This window comes from Anaerosoma tenue (genome assembly GCF_023161965.1).
Classification (GTDB): domain Bacteria; phylum Actinomycetota; class Coriobacteriia; order Anaerosomatales; family Anaerosomataceae; genus Anaerosoma; species Anaerosoma tenue.
Map to the genome: position 1 here is coordinate 34,037 of NZ_JALNTY010000004.1, position 23,539 is coordinate 57,575.

Genomic DNA, 23,539 nt, shown 5'->3' on the forward strand with positions numbered 1-23,539 from the left:
CCGCGGCCGTCACTGGACGATGAGCACGCCCTCGTTGCCGCCGCCGCTGCACATGATCTCGTACGTGCCCGGTTCGAGAGCCGCGAGCTCGATGGTCCCGCCGTCGATGATCTCCGCCGAGGCGCCCAGGGCCGGGAGGGCGACCGTGGTCCGGCACTCCGTGCCCGGACCGAACGTCATGGTCAGCGGCAGACCCGCCCGGGCGCTGATGATGTTCGGGACGAGCCCCGAGCCGTTGTCGGATATCGTGATGCTCTGCGCGGCTCCGTCGGCGGAGACCTCTGCCGGTGTCGCGTCCGCGGCCGTAGGCCGGGTGTACCCCGCCGCCGCCAGCGTGCGCTGAATCTCAGCCGGATCGAGGCGCGCGGGGTCGTACGCCACGCTGACAACCAGCGTCTCGGTGTCGAGCGTGGCCGATGCCGCTCCCTGAACGCCGGCGAGGGCATCGAAGATGTGCGCCGACTCGTGAGCGGCATCCGAGCCCTCGAGCAGTCTCACGGGGATGTCGGTGGTCGCCGCGGCTTCCGCCTCCGAGATGATGTAGGTAATCTTCGCACCCTCGGTCTTGGTGGTGCCGGGGGCGTTGGCCGACAGCGCGTTGGCTATCACGAACGCGACGCCGACGATCAGCACGGCGGATATGGCGAGGATGGTACGGGGTGTCGGTCTCATTGCGGCTCCAGGGTCGTGAGGCGGGCACCGTTCTGTCGATGGATAGCACACGCTGTGCCAGAGCAGAGCCGTGAGACCGGTTAGGGGAGGGTCGGCATGGGGTATACTTGTTGCGTTAAAATCCTATGTAGGATATGTCAGCAATAAGGATACCCTATGGAAGCGATACCCGAAGCCATACACGAGCGCGAGCAAGCCTTCGCTGACGCCCTTCGCGCCGACGGTCTCCGCATGACACACCAGCGTCTGGAGGTCATCAGGGAGCTTGCATCGGCCACACATCATCCCGACGCGGACGAGTTGTTCCGCGCCGTCCGTGAGCGTGTCCCTACGATCTCGCGCGACACGGTATATCGCACCCTCACCACGTTGGCCGCGAGGGGGCTGATCGAGCGCATCGCCGCGCCGGGCGCGGCGCGGTTCGACCCCGATGCGTCGACGCATCACCACTTTCTCTGCACACGCTGTGGCACCATCCTCGACCTGGGGACGGATGATCTCGGCGACCCGGAGGTCCCGCCGCACCTCTCGGGCGTCCGCAAGATCACCTCGGTGCGGCTGGAGATCAAGGGAGTGTGTGAGGAGTGTGCCGCCCGCGAAGAGGGGCGTGTAGGCGACGCCGGGCGTTGAGACGTTGTGAAGGCACCTCCCGGCGGAAGCGTTCTGCCGGTGACACGAGACTCATGGCAACTACGCCGCATGTGCGGCGACGGATGAGAAGGAGATGACGCGTATGAGTATCCTCGTCGGCAAGGAAGCCCCTGACTTCGAGGCCAGCGGGCTGTTGGACGGCAAGTTCGGCAAGTTCACACTCTCCGACTATCGCGGCAAGTGGGTCGTTCTGTGCTTCTACCCGGGCGACTTCACCTTCGTTTGACCGACCGAACTCTCGGCGGTCGCCAAGAAGTACCCTGAGATGAAGGAGCTCGGCGTAGAGGTCCTGTCCTTCAGTGTGGACAGCGTCCACTCGCACAAGGTGTGGCAGGAGACCGAGCTCTCCAAGATGGTCGACGGCGGGGTCCCGTTCCCGATGCTCTCCGATGGCGGCGGGAAGATCGGCGAGCAGTACGGCGTGTACAACGGCGCGGTGGACGTGCGCGGCCGGTTCATCATCGATCCTGAGGGCGTCATCCAGGCGATGGAGGTCCTCACGCCGCCCGTGGGGCGCAACCCCGAAGAGCTCATCCGCCAGATCAAGGCGTACCAGCACCAGCAGGCCACCGGCGAGGTCATGCCGTCCGGCTGGCAGCCGGGTGACCCCACTCTCAAGCCCACCGACGACCTCACCGGTCACGTGTGGGAGGTCTGGAAGCCGTAGGCGTTCCGCACGCGGACCAGGAGTGAAGACAGGGCCACCTCCGGGTGGCCCTGTCGGCGTTCCTACTCCACGCCTGGCGGAAGTGGCCGGTCGTCCGGGAACCACTCCTCTTCGAAGTCGCCTTCGGCGATCCGGTCGATCGGGAGACGAAGGTAGCGCCCTGTGGCCTCCACGGCCACGGTGCCGTCGTCCAGCCTGATCTCGCCGCTTCCTTCGAAGATGCGTCCGGAGTCTTTCGTGATGCGGGCACGTGCCGTTATCTCGCGGTCCAGGGGGACGGGCTTGCGATAGCGGACCGTCAGTTCGATGGTGACTCCCCAGGCATCGGCGTCGGAGATGTTGATCGCCCGGCCGATGGCCTCGTCGAGGATCGTGGAGGCGATGCCCCCGTGCAGGCGGCCGGGGTAGCCCTGATGCTCTTCGCGTGGCGTGAACACGCCCGCAAGCTCACCATTGTCCAGCTCGAAGAAGCGGGCGTGCAGACCGCTCTCGTTCTGCGTGCCGCATACGATACACATCCGGCTGACGTTCTGAGCGGCGCGTACCGTGTCGGTCATGGGTTATCCTTCCGTCGAGGGGCACCATTGTACTGTGGGTCGAACGACGGACGCTCCGCCATACGGATCGGAGGGACGCACGTGGCCGACCGATGGGTCGAATGCCTGGCCTGCCCGCATTGCGGCGGCGGCTTGCACCGGGCCGGCGGTGCGCTGCGGTGCGCGCAGGGCCATACGTTCGACATCGCCCGGCAGGGCTACGTGAACCTCCTTCCCGGCGTGGTGCGCAAGGCCACGGCCGACACGGCGGCGATGCTCTCGGCGCGCGAGGAGTTCCTTGGGGCCGGCCACTATCGGCCGCTCCTCGGCCGTGTCGCCGAAGAGGCCGATCGCGCCGCGGAAGGCGTCGAGGGATGTGTCATCGAGGTGGGCTCCGGCCCCGGGCGCTACCTGGCGGCGGCACTCGAGCGACTGCCCGGGCGCCCGGGTCTTGCGCTCGACCTTTCCAAGCACGCCGCACGTCGCGCGGCGGGGTCACATCCGCGTGCGGGGGCGGTAGTCTGCGACGCGTGGGAGCGCATACCGGTCCAGGATTCGGTGGCGGCTGTGGTGCTGAGCGTGTTCGCCCCCCGGAACGTGCCGGAGTTCGCGCGTATGCTGGCGCCGGGCGGTGCGGTGGTGGTGGCTGCCCCCACCGGACGCCATCTGGAGGGCCTCGTGGATGCACTCGGCATGATCGGCGTCGATCCCGACAAGGGGGAGCGGATCAGGCACGGTTTCTCCGGGGCGTTCCTGCTCGAGCGGGTCGAGCTCCTGGAATACCCCATCAAGCTCACCCGGGCCGAGGCGGTGGCTGCCGCGGCGATGGGACCCACCGCGTTCCACGTGCCGGTCGATGAGCTCAGACATCGCGCGGAAGCACTCGACGACCCTCTTGAGACCGCGCTCTCCGTGGAGATGTTCACCTGGCGGCTCGCCCGCTAGGGGGCGAGCGATACTGTGACTGCGCTCACAGTGCGGATCCGGCGTATCGGGTATCTTCCTCACTTGAAGCACATGGCCCCCACCTGCGCAGAGGAGTGCTCGCCATGCCATGTCCTGTTGTGGAGTCGTGCGATCTGAACCAGGCGCTACGCGCCAGCGTGATCAAGCGAGTGCGGCATCCGCACGTCCTTCCGCAGTGCGAGAACACCGACGGCGGCGGATGTGCGCTGTACCAGTACGTCGCGTCGGGACAGCCGGTGCCGCGTGGTCTGATGCCCGACGGCTCGACCGATCACAGCGTGGACGAAGGGCGGCCCACCGAGCGCCGGTTCCTCGTGATCGAAGACTCCGCCGTGTTCGCAACGCTCACGTCAAGCGCCCTCAGGACGCACTTCACGGGCGCCGTGGTCGACTGCCGGGAGTCGTTCGACGAGGCCGTCGGTGACCTTCGGAGCACGCAGTACTCGGCAATCATTTGCGGCTATGGACTGGGTGGCGACCGTACGGTGCACGATGTCCGCGACGCGACACAGGTGCCGATCGTGGTGCTCACCGGTCGCCCCGGCGTCCTCGAGTTGCCTCGTGGATCGAAGATGGTGACCAAAGGGGCGGGCCCCGAGGCGCTCGTGGCGGCGATCAGGGAGTCGCTGGCATAGGCGGACGGCGGTCTTTCGACCGCCGTCACTGAGCCTTATGGCGCCATGTCCCGCGGACTACCGCCTGCGTCTGGTGCGCGAGCGGCCCCGGCTCGAGCTGTACACGGTACGCGTCCGGCGAACGGCCGTTCGCTCTGCGCTCGGCACGAGCCGCTGCTGCGAGTACTCGAATCCTTCAGCGTCATGCGTGTTAAGCACCGCGCCGATCTTCACTTCGATCTCGCGGAACAGCTCGTGCTCTTCGGGCGCGAGGAGCGTGACGGCCGTCCCGGTCTTGCCCGCACGCGCGGTACGGCCGATGCGGTGGACGTAGTCCTCGGGTGTGTTGGGCAGGTCGTAGTTGACCACGTGGCTCACGTCATCGATGTCGATGCCCCGCGCGACCACGTCCGTGGCGACGAGCACCCGGCAACGTCCCGACTTCAGGCTCGCGAGCGCGCTCTGCCGCTGTGACTGTGAGCGGTCGCCGTGGATGGCCGCGGTGTTGATCCCGCTCTTATGCAGCACCTTGGCCACGCGGTCGGCACGATGTTTCGTGCGCGTGAAGACGATCACCCGTTCGGGGTCGTCGGCCTTGATCAGGTGCACCAGGAGCTGTGCCTTCTCCTGACCTCCCACCGGATACACGCGCTGCTCGATCGCCTCGATCGGCGTGCTGGCGGGAGCGACCTCCACCCGCACGGGTTCGTGCAGGGTCGAGCTCACCACGCGCATCACGTCGGTGGACATCGTGGCCGAGAAGAGGAGGTTCTGCCGCCCGGCGGGGATGGTCTGGATGATCCTGCGGACCTGGGGCCAGAAGCCCATGTCTAGCATGCGGTCGGCCTCATCGAGCACGAGTATCTCCACGTTGGAGAGGTCGGCCGTCTTGCGCTCCATCAGGTCGAGGAGACGGCCCGGGGTGGCCACGAGCACGTCCACGCCGCGCCTGAGCGCTTTGGTCTGCGGTTCGTACCCGACACCGCCGTACACCACAGCGACGCGGTGCTTGGTGTGCTTGGCCACCTGTGTGGCGACCTCTTCGATCTGCACGGCGAGCTCACGCGTGGGGGTGACCACGAGCGCGCGAGGTCCGCCGGGCTTGGCGGGGATGCGCTGCATCAACGGCAGCACGAACGCCGCTGTCTTGCCGGTACCGGTCTGGGCACAGCCCACGACGTCACGGCCTTCGAGCACCATCGGGATGGCGTCACGCTGGATGGGGGTCGGGCTGGTGTAGCCCATCGACGCCACCGCCTCCAGGAGGCGGGGCGCAAGACCCAGGTTTTCGAAGCTCAAGTAGATCTCCTTCCTCGTGCGCCATATCAGGTCGCACTGCGGGCAGACGCAGTCGTCCTGACAGTTCACGAGGAAAGCGAAGGACCACCGAGTCTTGGTTGAGGCGCCCGCTCGTGCGGGCGCGATGCATGGAGCAGTATAGCCGCTCGGCGCGCGGAATGCGAACAGGCGTTCCTTTCCCGGGTCTCAAGGGCCGCCGGTCTCGAGGATCCCGCTCCTCCGGACACGCATTGGGTACGTAGTCCCCAGGAGGTGGAACGTGACTACGGAACCAGTGACCGTACGGTTGTTCGGTGCGCTTCACGCGCTGCAGAAGGAGCGCGGAGGGCCCACGCTCGTGGAGGTCGCAGTACCCCCGGAGGGTGTGACCGGAGCGGATCTCGCATCGATGCTCGACCTGCCGCACTCCATGATCGAAGGCGTCTTCTGCAACCGGGTCGTGCGACCGATGAGCCATCTCATCAGGCCCGGCGACAGGGTGGCGTTCGTGCCCGAGGGGACGCCGGGTCCGCACCGTTTCTTCCTCGGCCTGTACGCGGCGGGGAAAGATGACGAAGAGGAGGCCCCGGCAGCGCGGTGACTGCATAGGTTCTGGGGATGAACTGCATATGGGAACGACCGGCGCCGCAGCCCTCCGGCCAGTGGGCAGGCGCCGGATGACCGAAGGGAGAGGCGTATGCGTGAGATCCTGAGAGTCGATATGTCCACGCTTCAGGTGACGAGGGAGCCCTTGCCTGAGAAGTGGGCACGGTACGGAGGCCGGGCGCTCACCTCGGCCATCGTGTACAGCGAGGTCCCGGCGGACGCCGATCCGCTCGGACCGGAGAACAAGCTCGTGATCGCTCCCGGGCTCCTGGGCGGAACGAGCGCCCCCAACGGAGGCCGCCTGTCCGTCGGCGCCAAGAGCCCGCTCACCGGCGGCATCAAGGAGGCGAACTCCGGCGGTACCGCGGCGCACGCGCTCGGCAAGATGAACATCGCGGCGATCATCATCGAAGGGGCGCCGGCCGACAAGACCGCCCTCTATGCGCTGCGGCTGTTCCCTGACGGCACGGTGGATGTGGTGCGCAGGCACGACCTCGCCGGTCTCGGCACCTACGAGACGGTAGCGGTGGCAAAGGGCATCGAGGCGTCCGAGCACCGGATGAGCGACAAGTCGTCGTTCCTGGTGATCGGGCCTTCGGGCGAGATGAAGATGAAGTCGGCCGGCATCGCCGTGACCGACCCGCTCGGTCACCCCAATCGCTATGCAGGGCGCGGTGGACTGGGCGCCGTGATGGGGAGCAAGGGCCTCAAGCTCATCGCCATCTTCGAGGAGGGGCTCAAGCCCAAGCAGCACGCCGACAAGGATGCGTTCATCGCCGCGGTGCGCAAGTTCTCCGGTGCGCTCACCACACACGCCGTCACGAGCCAGGCGCTCCCGACCTTTGGCACCAACGTCCTCGCCAACATCATCAACGAGGCGGGCGGCTATCCCACCCGCAACTTCTCCAGCGGCCAGTTCGAGGGTGTCGACGGCATCTCCGGTGAGACGATGCGCGAGATCACCGTGGAGCGCGGCGGCAACGTCAAGCACGGGTGCCACACCGGATGCGTGATCCAGTGCTCGCGCTACTACGTGGACGAAGACGGCCACTACATGACCAAGGGTCCCGAGTACGAGAGCGCCTGGTCGCTCGGCGCCAACTGCGGCATCGACGACATGGACATGGTGGCCAAGCTCGACCGGAAGTGCGGCGAGATCGGCATCGACACCATCGAGGCCGGCGTGATGCTCGGCGTATACATGGCTTCCGGTGAGATCGCGTTCGGCGACGGTGAAGCGGCGCTCAAGGCGCTCGACGAGATCGGGCGCGGCACCGAGCTAGGCAAGGTCCTTGGCGATGGCGCCGAGGCGACGGGTGTGAAGTTCGGCGTGAAGAACATCCCCGTCGTGAAGCACCAGGGTCTGCCCGCGTACGACCCGCGGCCCATCCAGGGCATCGGCGTCACGTACGCCACCTCCACGATGGGCGCCGACCACACCGCCGGTTACACCATCACGAGCAACGTGCTCGCGGTGGGCGGCACGGTCGACCCGCTCAAGCCGGAGGGCCAGGCCGCGCTCTCGCAGGGCCTGCAGATCGCTACCGCCATGCTCGACGCGATGGGTCTGTGCATCTTCGTGGCGTTCGCGGTGCTCGACATGCCGGAGGCGCTCGAGGCGATCCACGAGATGGCCGCGGCGCACACGGGCGACGACTGGGATGTCGACGCGCTGATGCAGCTCGGCAAGGAGACGCTCGCGTACGAACGGGTCTTCAACCAGCACGCCGGTTTCACGGCTGCGGACGACCGTCTGCCGGCCTTCTTCCTCGAGGAGAAGCTGCCGCCGCACGACGTGGTCTTCACGGTCACCGATGAGGAGCTCGACAGCGTGTACAGTTTCGTTCCCGAGGTAGCCGAGCAGCTCGGCATCGAGTAGGAGAACGTATCGGCGTGTCCCGCAGCGCTGCCTTCGTGCGGCGCTGCGGGCGCGTCCCGGTACTCATCGGAGGTGGCCATGCGGGTCGACGTGGTGCTGTTCGCACACTTCTCAGGGTTCCAGCCCGACGGCAAGGGTGGGCGGCACGCGCGTACCTTCGAGTTCGAGGAAGGCACCACGATAGCCGACGTGATCGCCATGCTCGGCCTGCCGGATGAGCCCAGGGTCATCTTCGTGAACAACACCCATGCGCCCGAGGAGCAGGAGCTCCGTGACGGTGACCGGCTCGCGATCTTCCCGCCCGTGGCGGGAGGCTGACATGTCGCCGACCTCCGATTCGTTCGACCTGCACCCGCATCGGCCCGAACGGGTGGCCGTTGAGGTTCCCGACACCGCGCTCGACCCCGAGTTGCGGGCACGGCTGCACGGGTGCACCGTTGCGATCATCGGCTGTGGCGGACTCGGCAGCAACGTGGCGGAGATGCTCGTGCGCTCGGGCGTAGGCAGGCTCACGCTCGTCGACTTCGATACGGTGGATGAGGGCAACCTCAACAGGCAGTTCTTCTTCCGCGACCAGATCGGCATGCCCAAAGTGATAGCGCTGGCGGAGAACCTGCAGCGCATACGTTCGGACGTGCGGCTCGACCTTGTGCAGGACCGGGTGACCCCGGAGAACCTGGTGGGGCTCGTCCGCGGCGCCTGTGCGATCGTGGAGGCGGTGGACGAGGCCGGGGTGAAGGCGATGATCGTCAACACCTGCCTCGCCGAGCTGCCCGACATACCGCTCGTGACCGCATCGGGCCTGGCGGGTTACGGCTCCACCAACGCGATCGTGACCGAACGGATGGCCGACGGCCTCTACGTGGTGGGCGACCTCACGAGCGATGTGCGTGACGGACACCCGCTCTTCGCGTCACGCGTGATGGCGGCCGCGGCGGCGCAAGCGCATGCGGTGGTGCGGGTGCTGCTCGGATACAGGGAGCCGTGACGGGCCGGACCGCGCACGGATCCGCTCACGCAGGCGACGCCGCTCGTGCTACCGTGCGGGCATGACCGCCACCTATCGATACGCCGCCACATGCCCCAAGGGCGTCGAGCACCTGCTCGCCGAGGAGTCGCGCGCTCTCGGCGCCAAGGAGGTGCGTGAGACGCGCGCCGCGGTCACGTTCACCGGACCGCTCGAGGTCGCGTATCGCGCATGTCTCTGGTCGCGCCTGGCAAGCCGGGTGCTTCTCACGATGGGGGAGTTCGCCGCAGCCACCGCGGAGGAGTTGTACGCGGGGATGGCGGCGCTTCCGTGGGAGGAGCACATTCCCGCCGAAGGCACACTCGCCATCGATGTGAACGGTACCACCTCCGGTCTGACTCACACGAAGTTCACGGCGCAGAAGGCCAAGGACGCCGTGGTCGACCGTATCCGCGATCGGCTCGGCGCTCGTCCCTCGGTGGATTTCGACCGTCCGGACGTGCGTCTCAACATCCGGCTGCACAAGGAGCGGGCGACCGTCTCGCTCGACCTCTCGGGAGAACCGCTTCACCAGCGCGGGTACCGCACGCCCGGCGAGCAGGCCGAGGCGCCGCTCAAGGAGAACCTCGCAGCCGCGGTCCTGGTGCGTGCCGGTTGGGCGGAGATCGCCGCTGGCGGGGGTGCGCTCGTGGACCCCATGTGCGGTTCCGGCACGCTGCTGATCGAGGGTGCGATGATCGCCGCCGACCAGGCCCCGGGGCTGCTGCGTGACCACTGGGGGTTCGCGGGGTGGCTCGGCCACAACGAGGACGTGTGGCACGCACTCCTCGATGAGGCCGACGAACGAGCCGAGGCGGGCCGCGAGCGACTGCCGGTGATCTCGGGGAGCGATCGCGATCCCGCTGCGATCGCGATCGCCGTGACCTGCGCCAAACGTGCGGGATTCGGGAACGCCATCTCGCTCGCGACGCGCGATCTGGCCGGGCTCACGGCTCCCGCTGGCTCCAACCCCGGCCTCGTTGTCACCAATCCGCCCTACGGTGTGCGGCTCGGCGAGAGCGAGGCGCTGGTGCCGCTGTATGCGGAGCTCGGCGAGCGGTTGCTCGCCGGATTCGACGGCTGGCAGGCGGCGGTGCTCACCAACGACGAAGCGCTTGCCAGAGCCATCGGGCTGCGCAGCCATGCCGCGCACACGCTCTACAACGGCGCGATCGAGACGAAGCTCTACCGGTTCGAGGTCTCGGCGGGTTCCGCGCGTGCGGACGTTCGCAAGGCGCCCGCCGCACGTTCGCAGGGCGCCGAGATGTTCGCCAACCGCCTTCGCAAGAAGACGCGCCACCTCGGCAAATGGGCACGGCGCGAAGGGGTGACCTGCTATCGCGTATACGATGCCGACCTGCCCGAGTACGCCGTGGCAGTGGACCTGTACCAGGGCGCCGGCGCCCATGAGGGGCGTCGTTTCGCGCATGTGGCGGAGTACGCGCCGCCGCCGAGCGTGGATCCCGATCTCGCACAGGAGCGTCTCATCGAGGCCGTGGAGGTGGTGGCCGAGGTCCTCGAGGTCGAGCCGGCCGACGTGGCGCTCAAGGTGCGCAAGCGCCAGCGGGGGAGCGCGCAGTACGAGCGGCAGGCGGTGCGCGGGGAGTGGGTGGAGGTGGCCGAGGGCGGCCTGCGCTTCCTCGTCAACCTGCACGACTACCTCGACACGGGGCTCTTCCTGGACCACCGCCCGGTGCGCGCGATGGTGCGCGACCTGGCGTCGAAGCAGCGCGTGTGCAACCTGTTCGCCTACTCGGGCGTGGCCAGCGTCTACGCGCTTGCGGGCGGCGCCTCGTACGTGGCAACGGTGGACCTCTCGGCCACCTATCTCGACTGGGCGAAGCGCAACACGGCGCTCAATGGATACCCCGAGGGTCCCACCAACCGCTTCTTCCGCTCCGACGTCTTGCGCTGGCTTTCCGATGAGCGCCGCCGGATCGAAGAAGGCCGCGCGCGGCGATACGGGCTGGTGTTCTGCGACCCGCCCACGTTCTCCACGAGCAAGTCGATGGGGGAGCGCACGTTCGATGTGCAGCGGGACCACGTGGCGCTCATCCGCGATGCGGCGGCGCTGCTCGAGCCCGACGGGGTGCTCGTCTTCTCCACCAACCTTCGCACGTTCAAGCTCGACGAGGACGCGCTCGACGGGCTTGCGATAGAGGACATCACCGCCGAGACCATCCCGCCCGACTTCGAGCGCACCCCGCGCATCCACCACTGCTTCGTGGTGCGCAGAGGGTAGGCGACCCGCGCCGCGGGATTCGGCTCCTGTCCGGGCATCGCTGTCCCGGGCTTGCGCTTGACCCCGCGCTGCGTCCAGCCGTACCATCGCAGATGGTTGTAAACCGTCTGAAACGGAGCATGCCATGGCCCGCACGGCAGTCACCATAGGCTTCTCCGCACCCCCGGAGCTTGCCCGCGAGGTGGAGCGCCTTGCGGCGGCCGAGGGGAAGAGCAAGAGCGAGCTCTTCCGCGATATGGTGCAGGCGTACAAGCGGGAGCGCGAACTCATGGTGTTCGAAGATCTCGCGGCGTACGGCCGCGAGCGGGCACGGCTGCGCGGAGTGCGGACCGAGGAGGATGTCGAGCGCCTGATCCACGAGGCGCGCGGTGTCTAGGGTCGTCCTCGACACCAACGTCTACATCTCTGCGTACGGGTTCGGCGGGAAGCCGGCTAAGGTGCTGCGCGCGGCGATAGCGGGTGACTTCACTCTCCTCACGTCACCCGCGATCCTCGCCGAGGTAGCCGACAAGCTCTACGGGGTCCTCGGCTTCGACGACGAACATGTGCGGGCCGTCATCATGCAGGTCGCGCGCATCGCCGAGGTAGTCCGGCCGGAAGTGCGTCTGACCGTGGTCTCCGACGAGCCGGACAACCGCATCCTCGAGTGTGCCACCAAGGGCGAGGTCGACCTGATCGTCACGGGTGACCACCATCTGCTCGATCTCGGCGCGTACCACGGCATCCGGATCGTCCGACCCGCCCGGTTCCTGACGGAGCTGACGGGAGGCTAGAACATCGGCGTCTGCTGCTCCAGCAGGCCGGATCCGATCACCTGCCTGAGGGTGTCCGCGGGGATGCTCGTGTCCCAGTTGCCGGTGAGCTTGGCGACGAGGTAGATCGCGAACCACAGCCCTGCTACCAGAAGCGGCCAAACCCAGGGTGCGATCCGCACCCGACCGAACGCCCGGGCCTCCAGGCAGCCGTCCACAGGACACACCCTCACGCAGTCCATGCAGCCGTCACACTCGGCGGCGCGCACCGTTCCGGCATGCTGCACGTCCACGGACGCGTGGCAGACGCGCGTGCACTTGCCGCAGTCGATGCACGTCTCGTCGTCACGTGTCACCGCGCACGGCGACGCCACGCCTATCGCCGAGTACAGGGCGCCGAGCGGGCACAGGTACCTGCACCACAGCGGTCCGAGCAGCATCGAGATCACGAACACGAGCGCGATCACGAGCAGGTACAAGGGGTCCAGGAAGCCTTCGATGATCTTGATGTCGGCCACCCACATGTACGGGATCGCGCGAAAGCCCACGGCCTCCTCGATGGAGACAAGGCCGACGAACGCGAAGAACGCGATGCCGATGACGTAGCGAAGCGCGCGCCCGGCGATGTCGAGCCATCTTGGCATGCGGATGTTCCGACCACCGTTGAGGCGCCTGCCGAGGGCAGCCGCTGCCTCCCATGCCGTTCCAACAGGGCAGATCCACCCGCAGAAGCCGCGCTTGAACAGCAGCGAGGTGGCGAGCGCCGCGATGATGATCACCAGGCCCGCAGGCAGCAGGGTGTCCCACCCGCCGCCCTTAAGCCACGCGAAGAAGCTCGTGAAGTGCCCCACCGGCAGGATCCCCGCCACCGCCTCAGGGCGCGGTACGAAGGGTCCCTCGCCCCGGGCCCACGCCGCGAAGGCGAGCAGCCGGGACGAGAGCCACACGAACGCTGTGAAGAACACGCCCTTGATGAACCAGCGGGAGTCCAGGAACCGTACGATCCGCGCGAGCATGCTCTGCATCCGTGCCTCCGGTGTGGGTGTCTCTGCCGTGGCGCTCGCTGCCGGGCGGGCGTACAGCGGGCGATTCTAACAGACGGTCGCGACTGCCGCGCGCCGTCGACCGGGCCTGAGCGCCCCCGCGTGTCCGGCAGGGGCCTGCCGGCCCTGCGTAAGGGACTAGCGCGGCGCGGACAGGTTCGCTTACACTTCGAAACGGGCCAGATGAGGCCCTCTAGATCTGTGGCGCGGGCCCGCACGGCGCGGGACGAGCCGCGCCGCAACCGTTTTGCCCTGCGGGGGCGAGAGGATGGGTTTGCATGGCGACTGGTACTGTCAAGTGGTTCAATCCGGACAAGGGCTACGGCTTCATCTCGCGTGAGGATGGCGACGATCTGTTCGTCCACTTCTCCGAGATCCAGGGCGAGGGCTTCAAGACCCTCGACGAGGGCGCGGCCGTCGAGTTCGACGTCACCGCCGGCCAGAACGGCAAGATGCAGGCGAGCAACGTTCGCAAGCTCTAGCCACCGCGGGAACAACAACCGAATACGTGGAGAGCGGCCCGTCACGGGCCGCTCTTCTTGTTCTAGGATGTCGTATGGCCGCGTTCGGCCCGGAGACGGAGAGGTGCGATGACAGGATTCTTGTTCGTGGCGGTCGGCGGCGCGGTAGGGGCAAGCGCGCGTCACGCGGTCTCGTTGTGCACGCACGCCGCATCGGGCGCATTCCCGTGGTCCACCCTCGGCATCAACGTCGCGGGATCGTTCCTGCTCGGTCTCCTCACCGCGGTCCTGCCCGAGGGCGCCGCGGGTGAGCGGTTGCGGCTGCTCGTGGGCGTGGGCGCGCTCGGCGGCTTCACCACCTTCTCCACGTTCAGTGTGGAGGCTCTCGCGCTCGCCAGGGGTGACCAGTGGCTTCCGGCGGCGGGGTATGTCGTCGGCAGTGTCGTTTCGGGGCTCGCCGCCGCAGCCGCCGGATACGCGGCGGGACGGGCGCTCGCGTAAGAGCACCCGCCCCGGTCTCGGTGTGCGCCACCTGTACGCGCTACCCCTGCCGAGCCGCGTTGGCCACGATCGCGTCGTGCCAGTACCGGGCCATGCCCTCGTGGATCTTCTCGTAGGTGGCTGTGAAGCGCGGATCGGCGATGTACATCCCGGCCAGGTCCACGTGCATCTCGTGTGAGCACGGGTAGAACCAGGTGTCGATCTGCAGCCGGGCCTGCTCGGCAAGGTCCATGGCGCGCGGGTCGTCGGCCGGGACGCCCTCGTCCATCAGCCGTGCGGTGTCGGTGCCGATCTGCTCGCTCTCGGCCTTGAACCGTTCCCAGTCAGCTTTGGTGTACTTGGCCGCACGGCGACTCGACTCCTTGTAGGCGTCGGACCCGCCCCAGCGCTCCTCGGCCTCGGCCTCATGCGCCTCCACGTCGAAGTCGCCGAACACCTCGAACATCTCTTCCTTCGTCATGCGGACCCCTGTCCTCTCTGCGTTGATGGCCCGCTCCACCGATGCGATGAGCGCCTCGGTACGGACCGCCTTCTGGAGCAGCATCTCCCGCTGCAGTTCGAGCGCCGCGCGGCGGTCGAACGCGCCACCGGAGAGCAGGGTCGCGATGTCGTCGAGCGGGATCTCCAGCTCGCGGAAGAGCAGGATCTCCTGCAGGCGCTCGAGGTCGGCGTCGCTGTACAGCCTGTAGCCCGCCGCGGTACGGGCCGATGGCGTGAGCAGGCCGACCTCATCGTAGTGGTGTAGCGCGCGCACACTCGCGCCGGTCAGGCGGGACACCTCGCTCACCGTCAGGTCGTGCCGGTCCTCGTTCGCTCTCGACTCCATCGCATATCACCTCCGCCGAGGAGAGTAGACCCTCACGTAACGTGAGGGTCAAGGGGCGATCGCGGATCGGCCCGCAGGTCACCCGGTGGGGGTACGATGGATGGGATACCCGGCAACCGGAGGTGGTCATGTCTGATCGAGGCTGGCGCACGAAGAGGATGCGCAAGGCCCTGGCGGCTGTGGTGTACACGGTGCTCGGCCGGGGGCTCGTGGCGTCGGCCAGGCTCGACGACCGGGTACGGCGCGAGGTCCGTACCTGGCCTGACGGTACGGTGGTGACGCTGCGCATCGCACCGTTCGGCCCGCAGACCTCCTGGCGGGTCTCCGGGGGCACGCTTGAGCACCTCGGCGGCGGAGACGCACGCGCCGATCTGTTGGTCACGTTCAAGAGCGTGGATGACGCGATCCCGCTGCTTCTCGGCATGCAGGGCGTTCTCGCCGCCTTCGCGGAGCATCGCGCGACGGTCCGCGGCGACCTTGCCGTGGCCATGTCGCTCGTACGCTGCCTGCACATCGTGGAGGGCTATCTCTTCCCCGACATCGTGACCAGGCGCATCCTCCCGCATCCGGCGGAGCGTCGCGCCGGTCACCTGCGGGCGTATGGCGCGCTCGTGCATCGGACCGCCGCACTGGAAGGAGCCACGTCGTGATCCCCGACTACTACGAGTTCTGCAACTCGGCCAAGATCGTCTCGGGCACGAAGGCGATCGAGCACATCGGGTACGAGCTCGCCTCTCTCGGCGCGAGCAGGCCGCTCGTGCTCACCAACAAGCAGCTGCGCGACCTCAAGGTGGCCACCGTGGTGCTCGATGCGCTCAAGGACACCGAGGCCGAGGTGGTCGCGGTCTACGACGACGTCCCAGTGGACAGCTCTGTGGTCGTGGTCAACGACGTCGCGCGTGTGTACCGGGAGACGGGCGCGGACGCGATCGTGGCCGTGGGGGGCGGATCGGTTCTGGACACCGCCAAGGGCGCGACCATCGTGCTCACGCATGGCGCCGAGGACCTCATGGAGTACCGGGGCGCCGAGAGTCTGATGGGGCGCCGCGCCGTGGCGTTCATCGCGATCCCCACGACGGCCGGGACCGGCTCCGAGGTCACGTCAGCGGCGGTCATCAAGGACACGGAGCGCCACGTGAAGATGGGGTTCACTTCGCTCTCGCTGCTGCCGGATGTGGCGATCCTCGACCCGCGCATGACGGTGGGGTTGCCGCCGCGCCTGACCGCCTCAACGGCCATGGATGCGCTCACGCACGCGGTCGAATCGTTCAGCTGCGTGCAGGCCAACCCGCTCTCCGACTGCTACGCGCGCGCCGCGATCGATCTCATACGCGAGTATCTGCCCACGGTGATGGCCGATCCCAAGGACCGGGGCGCGCGGCTCGCGCTTGCCAACGCCGCGCTCCTGGCGGGAGCGGCGTTCAGCAACGCGATGGTGGGCATCGTGCACGCGATGGGCCACGCGACCGGGGGCGTGGCCGACGTGCCGCACGGGGATGCGATGGCGATCCTGCTTCCACACGGCATGACGTACAACCTGGACGCGGCAGGCGACCGGTACGGTGAGCTGCTCATGAATCTCGCCGGCGCCGAAGCCTACGCGTCCACCCCCCGCGATGAGCGCCCGGCGGCGGCGGTCGAAGCCGTACGTTCGATGATGCGCACGCTTCACGAGCAGGCGGGCCTTCCGCTCACGCTCGGTGAGGCGGGCGTGCTGCCCGAGCACGTCTCGGAGATCGCAACGGCCGCGCTCAACGACGGCGCGATGTCGATGAACCCGAAGCAGCCCACCTATGAGGAGCTCACCACCATCCTGAAGGACGCACTGTGAGCGCCGCCGCCGAGGCGGCTTCCGGGACATACGGCTGGATGGGGCGCGTGCTGCGGGTCGACCTCGCCACTCGCGAGGTGAACGACTATCCCTGGACCGCCGACAACCGGCGCACGTGGGTGGGTGGCAAGGTGATGGCGGCGCGCATCCTCGGCGACATGTTGCCTACCGGCACGGATCCCCTTGGCGCCGATAACGCGGTCGTGATCGCCACCGGTCCGCTCACCGGTACCGGAGCGCCCTCGAGCGCACGCTTCGATATCTCGGCCATCTCTCCGATGACCGGGCTGATCGCCTCATCCAACTCCGGGGGGCCGTTCGGGACATACCTCAAGCGGGCGGGCTATGACGCTCTCGTGCTCGCGGGAGCCTCGGTCGAGCCGGTGTGGCTCGAGGTGAACGAGGAGGGTGTGACGTTCCATGAGGCCGACGACGTCTGGGGCGCGCGGACCTCGGAGGCGCAGGCCGCGATGGCCGAGGCTGTCGGCCGCCGGTGCGGCACGCTCGCCATCGGCCCGGCTGGCGAGAACCTCGTCCGGTACGCGTGCGTGATCTCGGGCGAGCGCGCCGCGGGGCGCGCCGGCATGGGTGCGGTGCTCGGCAGCAAGAACGTGAAGGGCATCGCCGCGTGGGGCGATCGCAAGGTTGCCGTGGCAAAGCCGGAGGCGTACCGCACGCTGCTCAAGACGTGGACGGCCTCGCTCAAGGACCACCCCATCGCCGGAGGGTCGCTCCCAGAGCTCGGTACCGCGGGCTTCCTCGCGCCGATGCAGGAGCTCGGGATCGTCGCCACCCGCAACTTCAGTGCGGGCCGCTATGAGCATGCCGATGCGATCGACGGGCGTGCGCTCGCAGACACGCGCCTGGTCTCAAACGCCGGATGCCTGGCGTGTCCTATCCGCTGCGCGCGCGTGGTGGAGGTTGACGGCCGGGAGGTGAAGGGTCCGGAACTCGAGACGCTCGTGCTGCTCGGCGCCAACATCGAGAACCCCGACCTGGACCGCATCATCGAGTGGAACGTGCTCCTGGATGAGCTCGGCCTCGACACGATGTCCACGGGCGTGACGCTCTCGTACGCGATGGAAGCGGCCGAGAAGGGGCTGTGGGACAACGGCCTGCGCTTCGGTGAGACAGATGGGCTCGCCGGGCTTTTCGAGGACATCGCGTATCGGCGCGGGCTGGGTGACGAGCTTGCCGAGGGGTCGCGCGAGCTCTCGCACCGTTACGGGGGCAAAGGGTTCGCGATGAACGTGAAGGGACTCGAGCTCGCCGCCTACGAGCCGCGCGGCGCGGTGGGGCAGGGACTCGGCTACGCGGTGAGCAACCGCGGCGGATGCCACCTGAACGCCGGCTATGCCGTGGCGCTCGAGGGGTTGGCGCTGCGCATGGACGGCCGATCGCCCCGCGGCAAGGCGGCGCTCACGGCGTTCTTCCAGGACCTGATGGAAGTCGTGTCGGCCACCGGGTGCTGTCTGTTCACCACGCTCGGTGTCCTGCCCGGCGCGCTCGTGGAGCACCCGGAGCGCGGCGTTGGCGCCTTCGTGGCGCGCGTGTTCTCGTACTCGGCAGGTGTGATGCGGCTGCTGCGCGTGCTGCCGCGCGGGCTGCTCGGCATCCCGATGCCGCTCGTTCCGCACATCCGCGCGCTCGAGCTCGTCACCGGTGAGCGCTATCGCTTTGGCGGCTTCTGGAGCGTGGGCGAGCGCGGCTACAACCTGGAGCGGGTCCTCGGCCTGCGGTTCGGGAACGGCGGAGCACTCGGCGACACCCTGCCGACGCGGCTGCTCGAGGAACCGCAGGATGCGGAGGACCCCGGCAGCGTCGTGCCGCTGGCACGCTTGAAGGCCGACTACTACGGACAGCGCGGGTGGACGGAGTCGGGCGAACCCACAGCGCGGCTGCTGGAGCGGCTCCGTGTGCCCATGCGATGATCCAGGCCGCGAGCGCCTCTCTGGAGTATGCTGTCCGTCATGACCGCAACCATCGCGCTCGCGCTCTCCACATCACTGCTGTTCGGTGTCGGCGACTTCCTGGGAGGGGTCGCCACTCGGCGCGACTCCGCGTTCGCCGTCACCGGCACGTCGCACGTCATCTCGATCGTGTTCATGGCGGCCGCGGTGCTTCTCCTGCCGGCGGCAACCCCGACCAGCACCGACATCATCGCGGGGGCGGTGTCAGGGCTCACCGGCGTGATCGGCGTCCTCTGCCTCTACGGTGCGCTTGCGGTGGGGCGGATGAGCATCGTCGCGCCCGTCTCGGCGGCGCTGTCCGCGTCGCTGCCGGCGGTGTACGATCTCGCCACCGGGACCTCGCTCTCGCCCGTCACCATCAGCGGCATCTCTCTCGCCCTCGTGGCGATCGTGGTCGTGAGCGTGGCCCCCGAAGACCGCCTTCACGAGCCCGGGTACGAGTACCGCCCTCGAAGGGCGCTCGTGCTCGCGATCCTTTCCGGGGTCGGCTTCGCCGGCGGATTCATAGCGCTTTCGTTCACTTCGATGGAGAGCGGGCTCACTCCCATCCTCGCGGCGCGCGTGGTGTCCATCGCCATCGCCGTGTTCCTGGCGTTCCGCGTGGGGAGAGGATTCCCGGTGGACAGGACCGCGTTGGCGCCTACCTTCGGGGCCGGGGTCGCCGACGTGCTCGCCAACGTGACCATGCTCACCGCGATCAGGCTCGGTCCCCTCGCTGTCGCTTCTGTGCTCGGCGCGCTCTTCCCCGTGGTCGTGGTGACGCTCGCCCGCATCTTCCTCAAGGAGCGGCTGCATCTGTGGCAGAAGCTCGGCGTGGGTCTCGCGATGATCGCGGTCGTCCTCTCGGCCATGCCCTGAGGTTCCGGCACGCCGCTACACCTCCAGCTAGACGGAGTCACCGGGCTACGAGGCGCCGCCATCGGGTACGCTAGTGGGTGAGCGGCGATGAGAAGGTCGCCGGCGTCAGGAGGAGGTCATCGTGATCCAGCTCGACATACCCGGATACGGTGAACTCCGTCTGCAACACCTCGTCCTGGATGTGAACGGGACGATCGCGGCCGGTGGCGAGCTCGTCGAGGGCGTCGCCGAGGGAATCGCGGCCCTGGAGGGGACGCTGCGGACGGTTGCGGTGACTGCCGATACGCACGGAACCGCTCACGCTCTGGGTGAGCGCCTCGGTATCGACGTGCACGTGATCACCGGGTCGTGGGAGGCTGGGGACAAGCTCGAGCTCGTGCAGGATCTGGGCGCGGATGCGGTCGTTGCGATCGGCAACGGCTCCAACGACGCGCTCATGCTCCGCTCGGCGGCGGTGGGCGTCTGCGTCATCGGTCCCGAGGGCGCCTCTCGGGCCACCCTCGAGGCGGCGGACATCGTGGTCACCGACATACGCGACGCACTGGCGCTCCTGGCGGATCCGCGACGTATGCTCGCAACGCTGAGGACGTGAGCTGGATGCGTCGGAACCACCCCCTCATCACCGTGGTCGGCGGTGCCAACATCGACATCGTCGGCATCCCCGACGGGTCCTTCGTGTCCCGCGACTCGAACCCGGGCGCCGTGCGCACCAGCGCTGGCGGCGTGGGCCGCAATGTGGCGGAGACGCTCGCTCTGCTCGGCGCGGAGGTGCGATTCGTCACCGCCTTTGGCGACGACGAGGAGTCGGACCGGCTGATCGCCAGGTGTGAGGATGCGGGCATGGACTGCACATACAGCGTGCGTGCCGAGGGTGTCCCGGGGTCGCGCTATCTCGCAGTGATGGACAGCGGGGGAGACCTGGCTGCCGCGGTCAACGACATGCGCGCGCTTGCCGCTCTCACGCCCGACCGGGTGGATGCGGCGGCGTTCGAGGAGGCCGACGCGGTGGTCCTCGACACGAACCTGCAGCCATCTACCATCGTCCGCGCGGCCCAACTCGCGGGTGGGGCGCCGCTGGTGCTCGACCCCGTCTCGACGGTGAAGGCGGCGGCTGCGCGCCCGGTGCTGGGGCGGCTCACCGCCATCAAGGCGAACCTGCGGGAGGCCGAGGCGCTCTCAGGCGCCGCAGGAGCAGAGGGCTCGGCGCTGGGTCTCGTGGAGGCCGGTGTATCGTGGGTGTTCGTCACGGGCGGTCATGACGGCGTGTGGTGCGCTTCGGCAGACGGCGCCTTCCACTTGCCGGCCATCCCCGTGCAGGTACGCGACGCCACCGGCGCCGGGGACGCGTTCGCCGCTGGTGTGGCGTGGGGTGTGGCCACAGGCGCGCCGATCCTTGAGACGGCGCGTCGCGCGCTGGTCCTCTCGGCCATCGCACTCGAGAGCGCTTCCACTGTCAGCCCTGTGCTGACGCAGCAGACGGTCGATGAACGGATGGAGGGGTTGGGACTTTGAGACCACATCTGAGGATCGCCGAGGAGGTAGCGGCCGCGCTGGACGCGGGACGCCCCGTGGTCGCTCTCGAATCGACCATCATCTCGCACGGTTTCCCGTACCCGGCCAACGTGGAGTCAGCTCGGGAGTGCGAACGGATCGCGCGTGAGGAGGGCGCGGTTCCCGCCACCATCGCGGTGATCAGGGGCCAGCTTGCCGTGGGTCTCAGCGACGCCGAGATCGAGCACCTGGGCTCGGAGCGGGACACACCCAAAGCCAGCCGGCGCGACCTGCCGATGCTGCTGGCGAGCGGTTCGAACGGGGCCACCACGGTGGCGGGCACGATGGCCATCGCGGCGATGGCCGGCATCAGCATCTTCGCTACCGGAGGCATCGGCGGCGTGCACAGGGGCGCCGAGCGCTCCTTCGACATCTCGGCCGACCTGGAAGAGCTCGAACGTACGAGCGTGGGCGTCGTGTCGGCAGGCGCCAAGTCGGTCCTCGACATCGGCCTCACCCTCGAGTGCCTGGAGACGCGGGGAGTCCCGGTGCTCGGCTATCGCACCGATGCCTTCCCGGCGTTCTACACGCGGGACAGCGGCTACGGCGTGGACGCGCGCCTCGAGACGCCGGATGAGGTGGCGTCGGTGCTGCAGGCGAAGTGGGAGACAGGATTGACGGGCGGGGCGCTCATCGCCAACCCGATCCCCGAGGACAGTGCGCTCGATGCGGACCTGATCGAACGCATCATCGAACAGGCGTTGGCCGAGGCCCGCGAGACGGGGGTGTGCGGCAAGGCGATCACGCCGTTCCTGCTCGAGCGGATACACCAGCTCACGGATGGCGCGAGCGAGACGGCGAACAAGGCGCTCGTGTGGTCGAACGTCCGGGTGGCGGCGAAGATCGCAACGGCCCTGTCCAAGCGTATGGGAACGACACACCTATCGGGGAGGCACCAGTGACCGAGACGCCCAACGGCCACAGCGCGTTCAACGAGTCGCTTCTGGAGATGGTGCAGGGCACGGAGGCGGACTTCCTTGCGAGCAAGCACGGACGGTACGGCAACGTGGAGGGCGCGGTGCGCATCTTCCTGGAGTTCCTGCGTGGATTCGAGTTCATGCAGATGGACCGGCCGTGCGTGACGGTGTTCGGTTCGGCACGTTTCCGCGAGGGTCACCCGTACTACGAGCAGGCGCGCGAGATGGGCCGGACGCTCGGTGAGGCCGGGTTCGGTGTCATGACCGGAGGTGGTCCGGGGATCATGGAGGCCGCGAACCGCGGCTGCAAGGAGGCTGGCGGGCTTTCGATCGGCGCCAACATCAGTCTCCCGCACGAGCAGAAGCCGAACCCGTACATCGACAAGTTCATGGAGTTCGAGCACTTCTTCGTGCGCAAGGTCATCATGGTCAAGTACTCCTGCGCCTTCATCGTGTGCCCGGGTGGGTTCGGCACGCTCGACGAGATCTTCGAGACGCTGGTCTTGATGCAGACCAAGAAGATCGACGACTTCCCCGTGGTGGCCCTTGGCGCCGACTTCTGGGAGCCGATGATCTCGTTCTTCGAGCGTCGCATGGTGACCGAGGGGACGATATCGGCGTCGGACATCGACATGCTGCGCATCACCGATTCGATCGATGAGGCGATGGTGCACGTGAAGAGCAGCCCGTTCTGCGATTCATGATGATTGAGACGCTCCGCCGGCGAGCCCGTCCCGGAGCGGCCCGTCGTCGGTCGCTGTGAGCGCCTGCTATCGCCGCTTGAGGTCCCGCGACACCGCCATCGCCGCCCGGGCGCCTTCGCCGGCGGCGATGATGATCTGCTTGCCGGGCGTGTCTGTCACGTCACCGGCGGCGTAGATCATCGGCGCGCTGGTGGCGCCGCGGTTGTCGATCACGATCTCGCCCTTGTCGTTCATATCCACTAGTCCCGCGGTGTACTCCGACACGGCGATCGACCCGCTCTCGATGAAGACTCCCGACACCGCGAGATCCTCCTCGATGCCTTCCTTGGGGTTCTTCAGCTTCACGCCGGTGACCCGCTCGTCACCCACGATCTCGGTCACCTTGAAGCCGACCTTCAGCGTGATATCGGCCTGTGACTCGACGTGTTCGAGCATCGTGTCCGGGATCTTCAGGTCACGAAGCGTGATGAGCGATACCCGCGCGCCGAGGCTGGCGAGCTCAAGGGCGGCGTCGGCCGCCGACTCGCCGGGACCCACTACCGCCACGTCCGCGTCCTTGAAGAACGCCGCGTCGCACGTTGCGCAGTACGACACGCCCCTGCCCACGAACTCCTGCTCCCCGGGTACGGCCAGCCGGTTGGGTGCCTTGCCGGTGGCGATGATGATGGCGCGGGTCGCGAGCGTGGAGCCCTCTCGCGTGAAGACCTCGTAGCCGTCATCGGCGGGGACGATCGCGTTCACGAGTTGGCCCTCGAGGCACTCGACGTCGAACTGCGACACGTGCTCCCGGAAGTCCTTCACCAGCTCCTTGCCGGTGACCAGGCGCCAGCCGAGGTAGTTCTCGATCTCGCCCGCCCACAGGGCCTGTCCGCCCACTTCGCCGCCCACGATGGCGGTCTTGAGTCCCTGGCGTGACGTGTACATGCCTGCCGTGAGTCCCGCAGGTCCGGCTCCGATGATGACGACGTCGTAGCGGTCGCTGGTGCTGTCGTTCGCGGTCATCTGACA

Annotated in this window: 27 protein-coding genes; 21 read left to right on the plus strand and 6 right to left on the minus strand. The window is 68.0% G+C overall.

What is annotated here, in order from left to right:
• Positions 1 to 9 precede the first annotated feature (9 nt).
• Positions 10 to 672, minus strand: coding sequence for a cupredoxin domain-containing protein (locus MSB02_RS09720; RefSeq protein WP_267195045.1), 663 nt, complete (start codon positions 670 to 672; stop codon positions 10 to 12).
• A 156-nt stretch (positions 673 to 828) separates the two neighbouring features.
• Here MSB02_RS09720 and MSB02_RS09725 point away from each other — a divergent pair, with 156 nt between their 5' ends.
• The gene (locus MSB02_RS09725; RefSeq protein WP_267195046.1) at positions 829 to 1,302 is read left to right on the plus strand and encodes a Fur family transcriptional regulator; all 474 of its coding nucleotides are present in this window, start codon (positions 829 to 831) and stop codon (positions 1,300 to 1,302) included.
• A gap of 94 nt (positions 1,303 to 1,396) precedes the next feature.
• Entirely contained in the window at positions 1,397 to 1,990 is a 594-nt protein-coding gene (gene prxU, locus MSB02_RS09730) for a thioredoxin-dependent peroxiredoxin (protein ID WP_407653157.1), read from the plus strand.
• 62 nt (positions 1,991 to 2,052) lie between these two features.
• On the opposite strand, the gene MSB02_RS09735 is transcribed toward prxU, so the two are convergent.
• The gene (locus tag MSB02_RS09735; RefSeq protein WP_267195048.1) at positions 2,053 to 2,547 is read right to left on the minus strand and encodes a PaaI family thioesterase; all 495 of its coding nucleotides are present in this window, start codon (positions 2,545 to 2,547) and stop codon (positions 2,053 to 2,055) included.
• A gap of 81 nt (positions 2,548 to 2,628) precedes the next feature.
• Here MSB02_RS09735 and MSB02_RS09740 point away from each other — a divergent pair, with 81 nt between their 5' ends.
• Both MSB02_RS09740 and MSB02_RS09745 read left to right on the plus strand, forming a co-directional pair.
• Positions 2,629 to 3,471 carry a putative RNA methyltransferase gene (locus MSB02_RS09740; RefSeq protein ID WP_267195049.1) on the plus strand — a complete coding sequence of 281 codons (843 nt, stop codon included), beginning with the start codon at positions 2,629 to 2,631 and terminating at the stop codon, positions 3,469 to 3,471.
• A gap of 104 nt (positions 3,472 to 3,575) precedes the next feature.
• A complete protein-coding gene (locus MSB02_RS09745; RefSeq protein WP_267195050.1) occupies positions 3,576 to 4,127 on the plus strand; it encodes a response regulator in 552 nt (183 codons plus the stop codon).
• 57 nt (positions 4,128 to 4,184) lie between these two features.
• Here MSB02_RS09745 and MSB02_RS09750 read toward each other — a convergent pair whose 3' ends face one another.
• The gene (locus tag MSB02_RS09750; RefSeq protein ID WP_267195051.1) at positions 4,185 to 5,405 is read right to left on the minus strand and encodes a DEAD/DEAH box helicase; all 1,221 of its coding nucleotides are present in this window, start codon (positions 5,403 to 5,405) and stop codon (positions 4,185 to 4,187) included.
• A 259-nt stretch (positions 5,406 to 5,664) separates the two neighbouring features.
• On the opposite strand from MSB02_RS09750, the gene MSB02_RS09755 reads away from it, so the two are divergent.
• From MSB02_RS09755 to MSB02_RS09785, 7 genes are all read left to right on the plus strand, one after another.
• Entirely contained in the window at positions 5,665 to 5,985 is a 321-nt protein-coding gene (locus MSB02_RS09755) for a MoaD/ThiS family protein (RefSeq protein WP_267195052.1), read from the plus strand.
• A 96-nt stretch (positions 5,986 to 6,081) separates the two neighbouring features.
• Positions 6,082 to 7,869 (plus strand): aldehyde ferredoxin oxidoreductase family protein, encoded by a 1,788-nt coding sequence (locus tag MSB02_RS09760; protein WP_267195053.1) that lies wholly within the window; start codon positions 6,082 to 6,084, stop codon positions 7,867 to 7,869.
• Positions 7,870 to 7,947: 78 nt separating this feature from the next.
• On the plus strand, positions 7,948 to 8,187 hold the full coding sequence (locus MSB02_RS09765) for a MoaD/ThiS family protein (protein ID WP_267195054.1): 240 nt from the start codon (positions 7,948 to 7,950) through the stop codon (positions 8,185 to 8,187).
• Between the two features lies 1 nt (position 8,188).
• Positions 8,189 to 8,857: a sulfur carrier protein ThiS adenylyltransferase ThiF gene (gene thiF / locus MSB02_RS09770; RefSeq protein ID WP_267195055.1), complete on the plus strand. Its 669-nt coding sequence runs from the start codon at positions 8,189 to 8,191 to the stop codon at positions 8,855 to 8,857.
• 61 nt (positions 8,858 to 8,918) lie between these two features.
• The gene (rlmKL, locus tag MSB02_RS09775; protein ID WP_267195056.1) at positions 8,919 to 11,117 is read left to right on the plus strand and encodes a bifunctional 23S rRNA (guanine(2069)-N(7))-methyltransferase RlmK/23S rRNA (guanine(2445)-N(2))-methyltransferase RlmL; all 2,199 of its coding nucleotides are present in this window, start codon (positions 8,919 to 8,921) and stop codon (positions 11,115 to 11,117) included.
• Between the two features lie 124 nt (positions 11,118 to 11,241).
• Complete coding sequence (locus MSB02_RS09780) at positions 11,242 to 11,493, plus strand: ribbon-helix-helix protein, CopG family (protein WP_267195057.1); 252 nt, start codon at positions 11,242 to 11,244, stop codon at positions 11,491 to 11,493.
• Positions 11,486 to 11,890, plus strand: a complete 405-nt coding sequence (locus tag MSB02_RS09785; protein WP_267195058.1) for a putative toxin-antitoxin system toxin component, PIN family — start codon at positions 11,486 to 11,488, stop codon at positions 11,888 to 11,890. Before MSB02_RS09780 ends, MSB02_RS09785 begins: the two co-directional genes overlap by 8 nt.
• On the opposite strand, the gene MSB02_RS09790 is transcribed toward MSB02_RS09785, so the two are convergent.
• Positions 11,887 to 12,894 carry a 4Fe-4S binding protein gene (locus MSB02_RS09790; protein WP_267195059.1) on the minus strand — a complete coding sequence of 336 codons (1,008 nt, stop codon included), beginning with the start codon at positions 12,892 to 12,894 and terminating at the stop codon, positions 11,887 to 11,889. The two genes, MSB02_RS09785 and MSB02_RS09790, sit on opposite strands and share 4 nt — an antisense overlap.
• 296 nt (positions 12,895 to 13,190) lie before the next feature.
• Between MSB02_RS09790 and MSB02_RS09795 the strand changes: the two genes are divergently transcribed.
• Positions 13,191 to 13,394, plus strand: coding sequence for a cold-shock protein (locus MSB02_RS09795; RefSeq protein ID WP_267195060.1), 204 nt, complete (start codon positions 13,191 to 13,193; stop codon positions 13,392 to 13,394).
• Between the two features lie 108 nt (positions 13,395 to 13,502).
• Positions 13,503 to 13,874: a fluoride efflux transporter CrcB gene (gene crcB, locus MSB02_RS09800; RefSeq protein WP_267195061.1), complete on the plus strand. Its 372-nt coding sequence runs from the start codon at positions 13,503 to 13,505 to the stop codon at positions 13,872 to 13,874.
• Between the two features lie 40 nt (positions 13,875 to 13,914).
• Here the strand turns inward: crcB and MSB02_RS09805 are convergent, their stop codons facing one another.
• Positions 13,915 to 14,700 (minus strand): MerR family transcriptional regulator, encoded by a 786-nt coding sequence (locus tag MSB02_RS09805; protein ID WP_267195062.1) that lies wholly within the window; start codon positions 14,698 to 14,700, stop codon positions 13,915 to 13,917.
• A gap of 128 nt (positions 14,701 to 14,828) precedes the next feature.
• Here MSB02_RS09805 and MSB02_RS09810 point away from each other — a divergent pair, with 128 nt between their 5' ends.
• The 8 genes from MSB02_RS09810 (at position 14,829) to MSB02_RS09845 (ending at position 22,531) form a co-directional block, all read left to right on the plus strand.
• Positions 14,829 to 15,350: a hypothetical protein gene (locus MSB02_RS09810; RefSeq protein WP_267195063.1), complete on the plus strand. Its 522-nt coding sequence runs from the start codon at positions 14,829 to 14,831 to the stop codon at positions 15,348 to 15,350.
• Positions 15,347 to 16,531 carry an iron-containing alcohol dehydrogenase gene (locus MSB02_RS09815; protein WP_267195064.1) on the plus strand — a complete coding sequence of 395 codons (1,185 nt, stop codon included), beginning with the start codon at positions 15,347 to 15,349 and terminating at the stop codon, positions 16,529 to 16,531. The genes MSB02_RS09810 and MSB02_RS09815 overlap by 4 nt, the downstream gene beginning before the upstream one ends.
• Positions 16,528 to 18,462, plus strand: coding sequence for an aldehyde ferredoxin oxidoreductase family protein (locus MSB02_RS09820; protein WP_267195065.1), 1,935 nt, complete (start codon positions 16,528 to 16,530; stop codon positions 18,460 to 18,462). Before MSB02_RS09815 ends, MSB02_RS09820 begins: the two co-directional genes overlap by 4 nt.
• 39 nt (positions 18,463 to 18,501) lie before the next feature.
• Complete coding sequence (locus MSB02_RS09825) at positions 18,502 to 19,359, plus strand: DMT family transporter (RefSeq protein WP_267195066.1); 858 nt, start codon at positions 18,502 to 18,504, stop codon at positions 19,357 to 19,359.
• Between the two features lie 121 nt (positions 19,360 to 19,480).
• Positions 19,481 to 19,951 carry an HAD family hydrolase gene (locus MSB02_RS09830; RefSeq protein WP_267195067.1) on the plus strand — a complete coding sequence of 157 codons (471 nt, stop codon included), beginning with the start codon at positions 19,481 to 19,483 and terminating at the stop codon, positions 19,949 to 19,951.
• A 5-nt stretch (positions 19,952 to 19,956) separates the two neighbouring features.
• Positions 19,957 to 20,871, plus strand: a complete 915-nt coding sequence (locus MSB02_RS09835) for a PfkB family carbohydrate kinase (RefSeq protein WP_267195068.1) — start codon at positions 19,957 to 19,959, stop codon at positions 20,869 to 20,871.
• Positions 20,868 to 21,812 carry a pseudouridine-5'-phosphate glycosidase gene (locus MSB02_RS09840; protein WP_267195069.1) on the plus strand — a complete coding sequence of 315 codons (945 nt, stop codon included), beginning with the start codon at positions 20,868 to 20,870 and terminating at the stop codon, positions 21,810 to 21,812. The genes MSB02_RS09835 and MSB02_RS09840 overlap by 4 nt, the downstream gene beginning before the upstream one ends.
• Positions 21,809 to 22,531 (plus strand): LOG family protein, encoded by a 723-nt coding sequence (locus tag MSB02_RS09845; RefSeq protein WP_267195070.1) that lies wholly within the window; start codon positions 21,809 to 21,811, stop codon positions 22,529 to 22,531. The genes MSB02_RS09840 and MSB02_RS09845 overlap by 4 nt, the downstream gene beginning before the upstream one ends.
• A gap of 66 nt (positions 22,532 to 22,597) precedes the next feature.
• Here MSB02_RS09845 and MSB02_RS09850 read toward each other — a convergent pair whose 3' ends face one another.
• Positions 22,598 to 23,533 (minus strand): NAD(P)/FAD-dependent oxidoreductase, encoded by a 936-nt coding sequence (locus MSB02_RS09850; protein ID WP_267195071.1) that lies wholly within the window; start codon positions 23,531 to 23,533, stop codon positions 22,598 to 22,600.
• Positions 23,534 to 23,539: the final 6 nt, after the last annotated feature.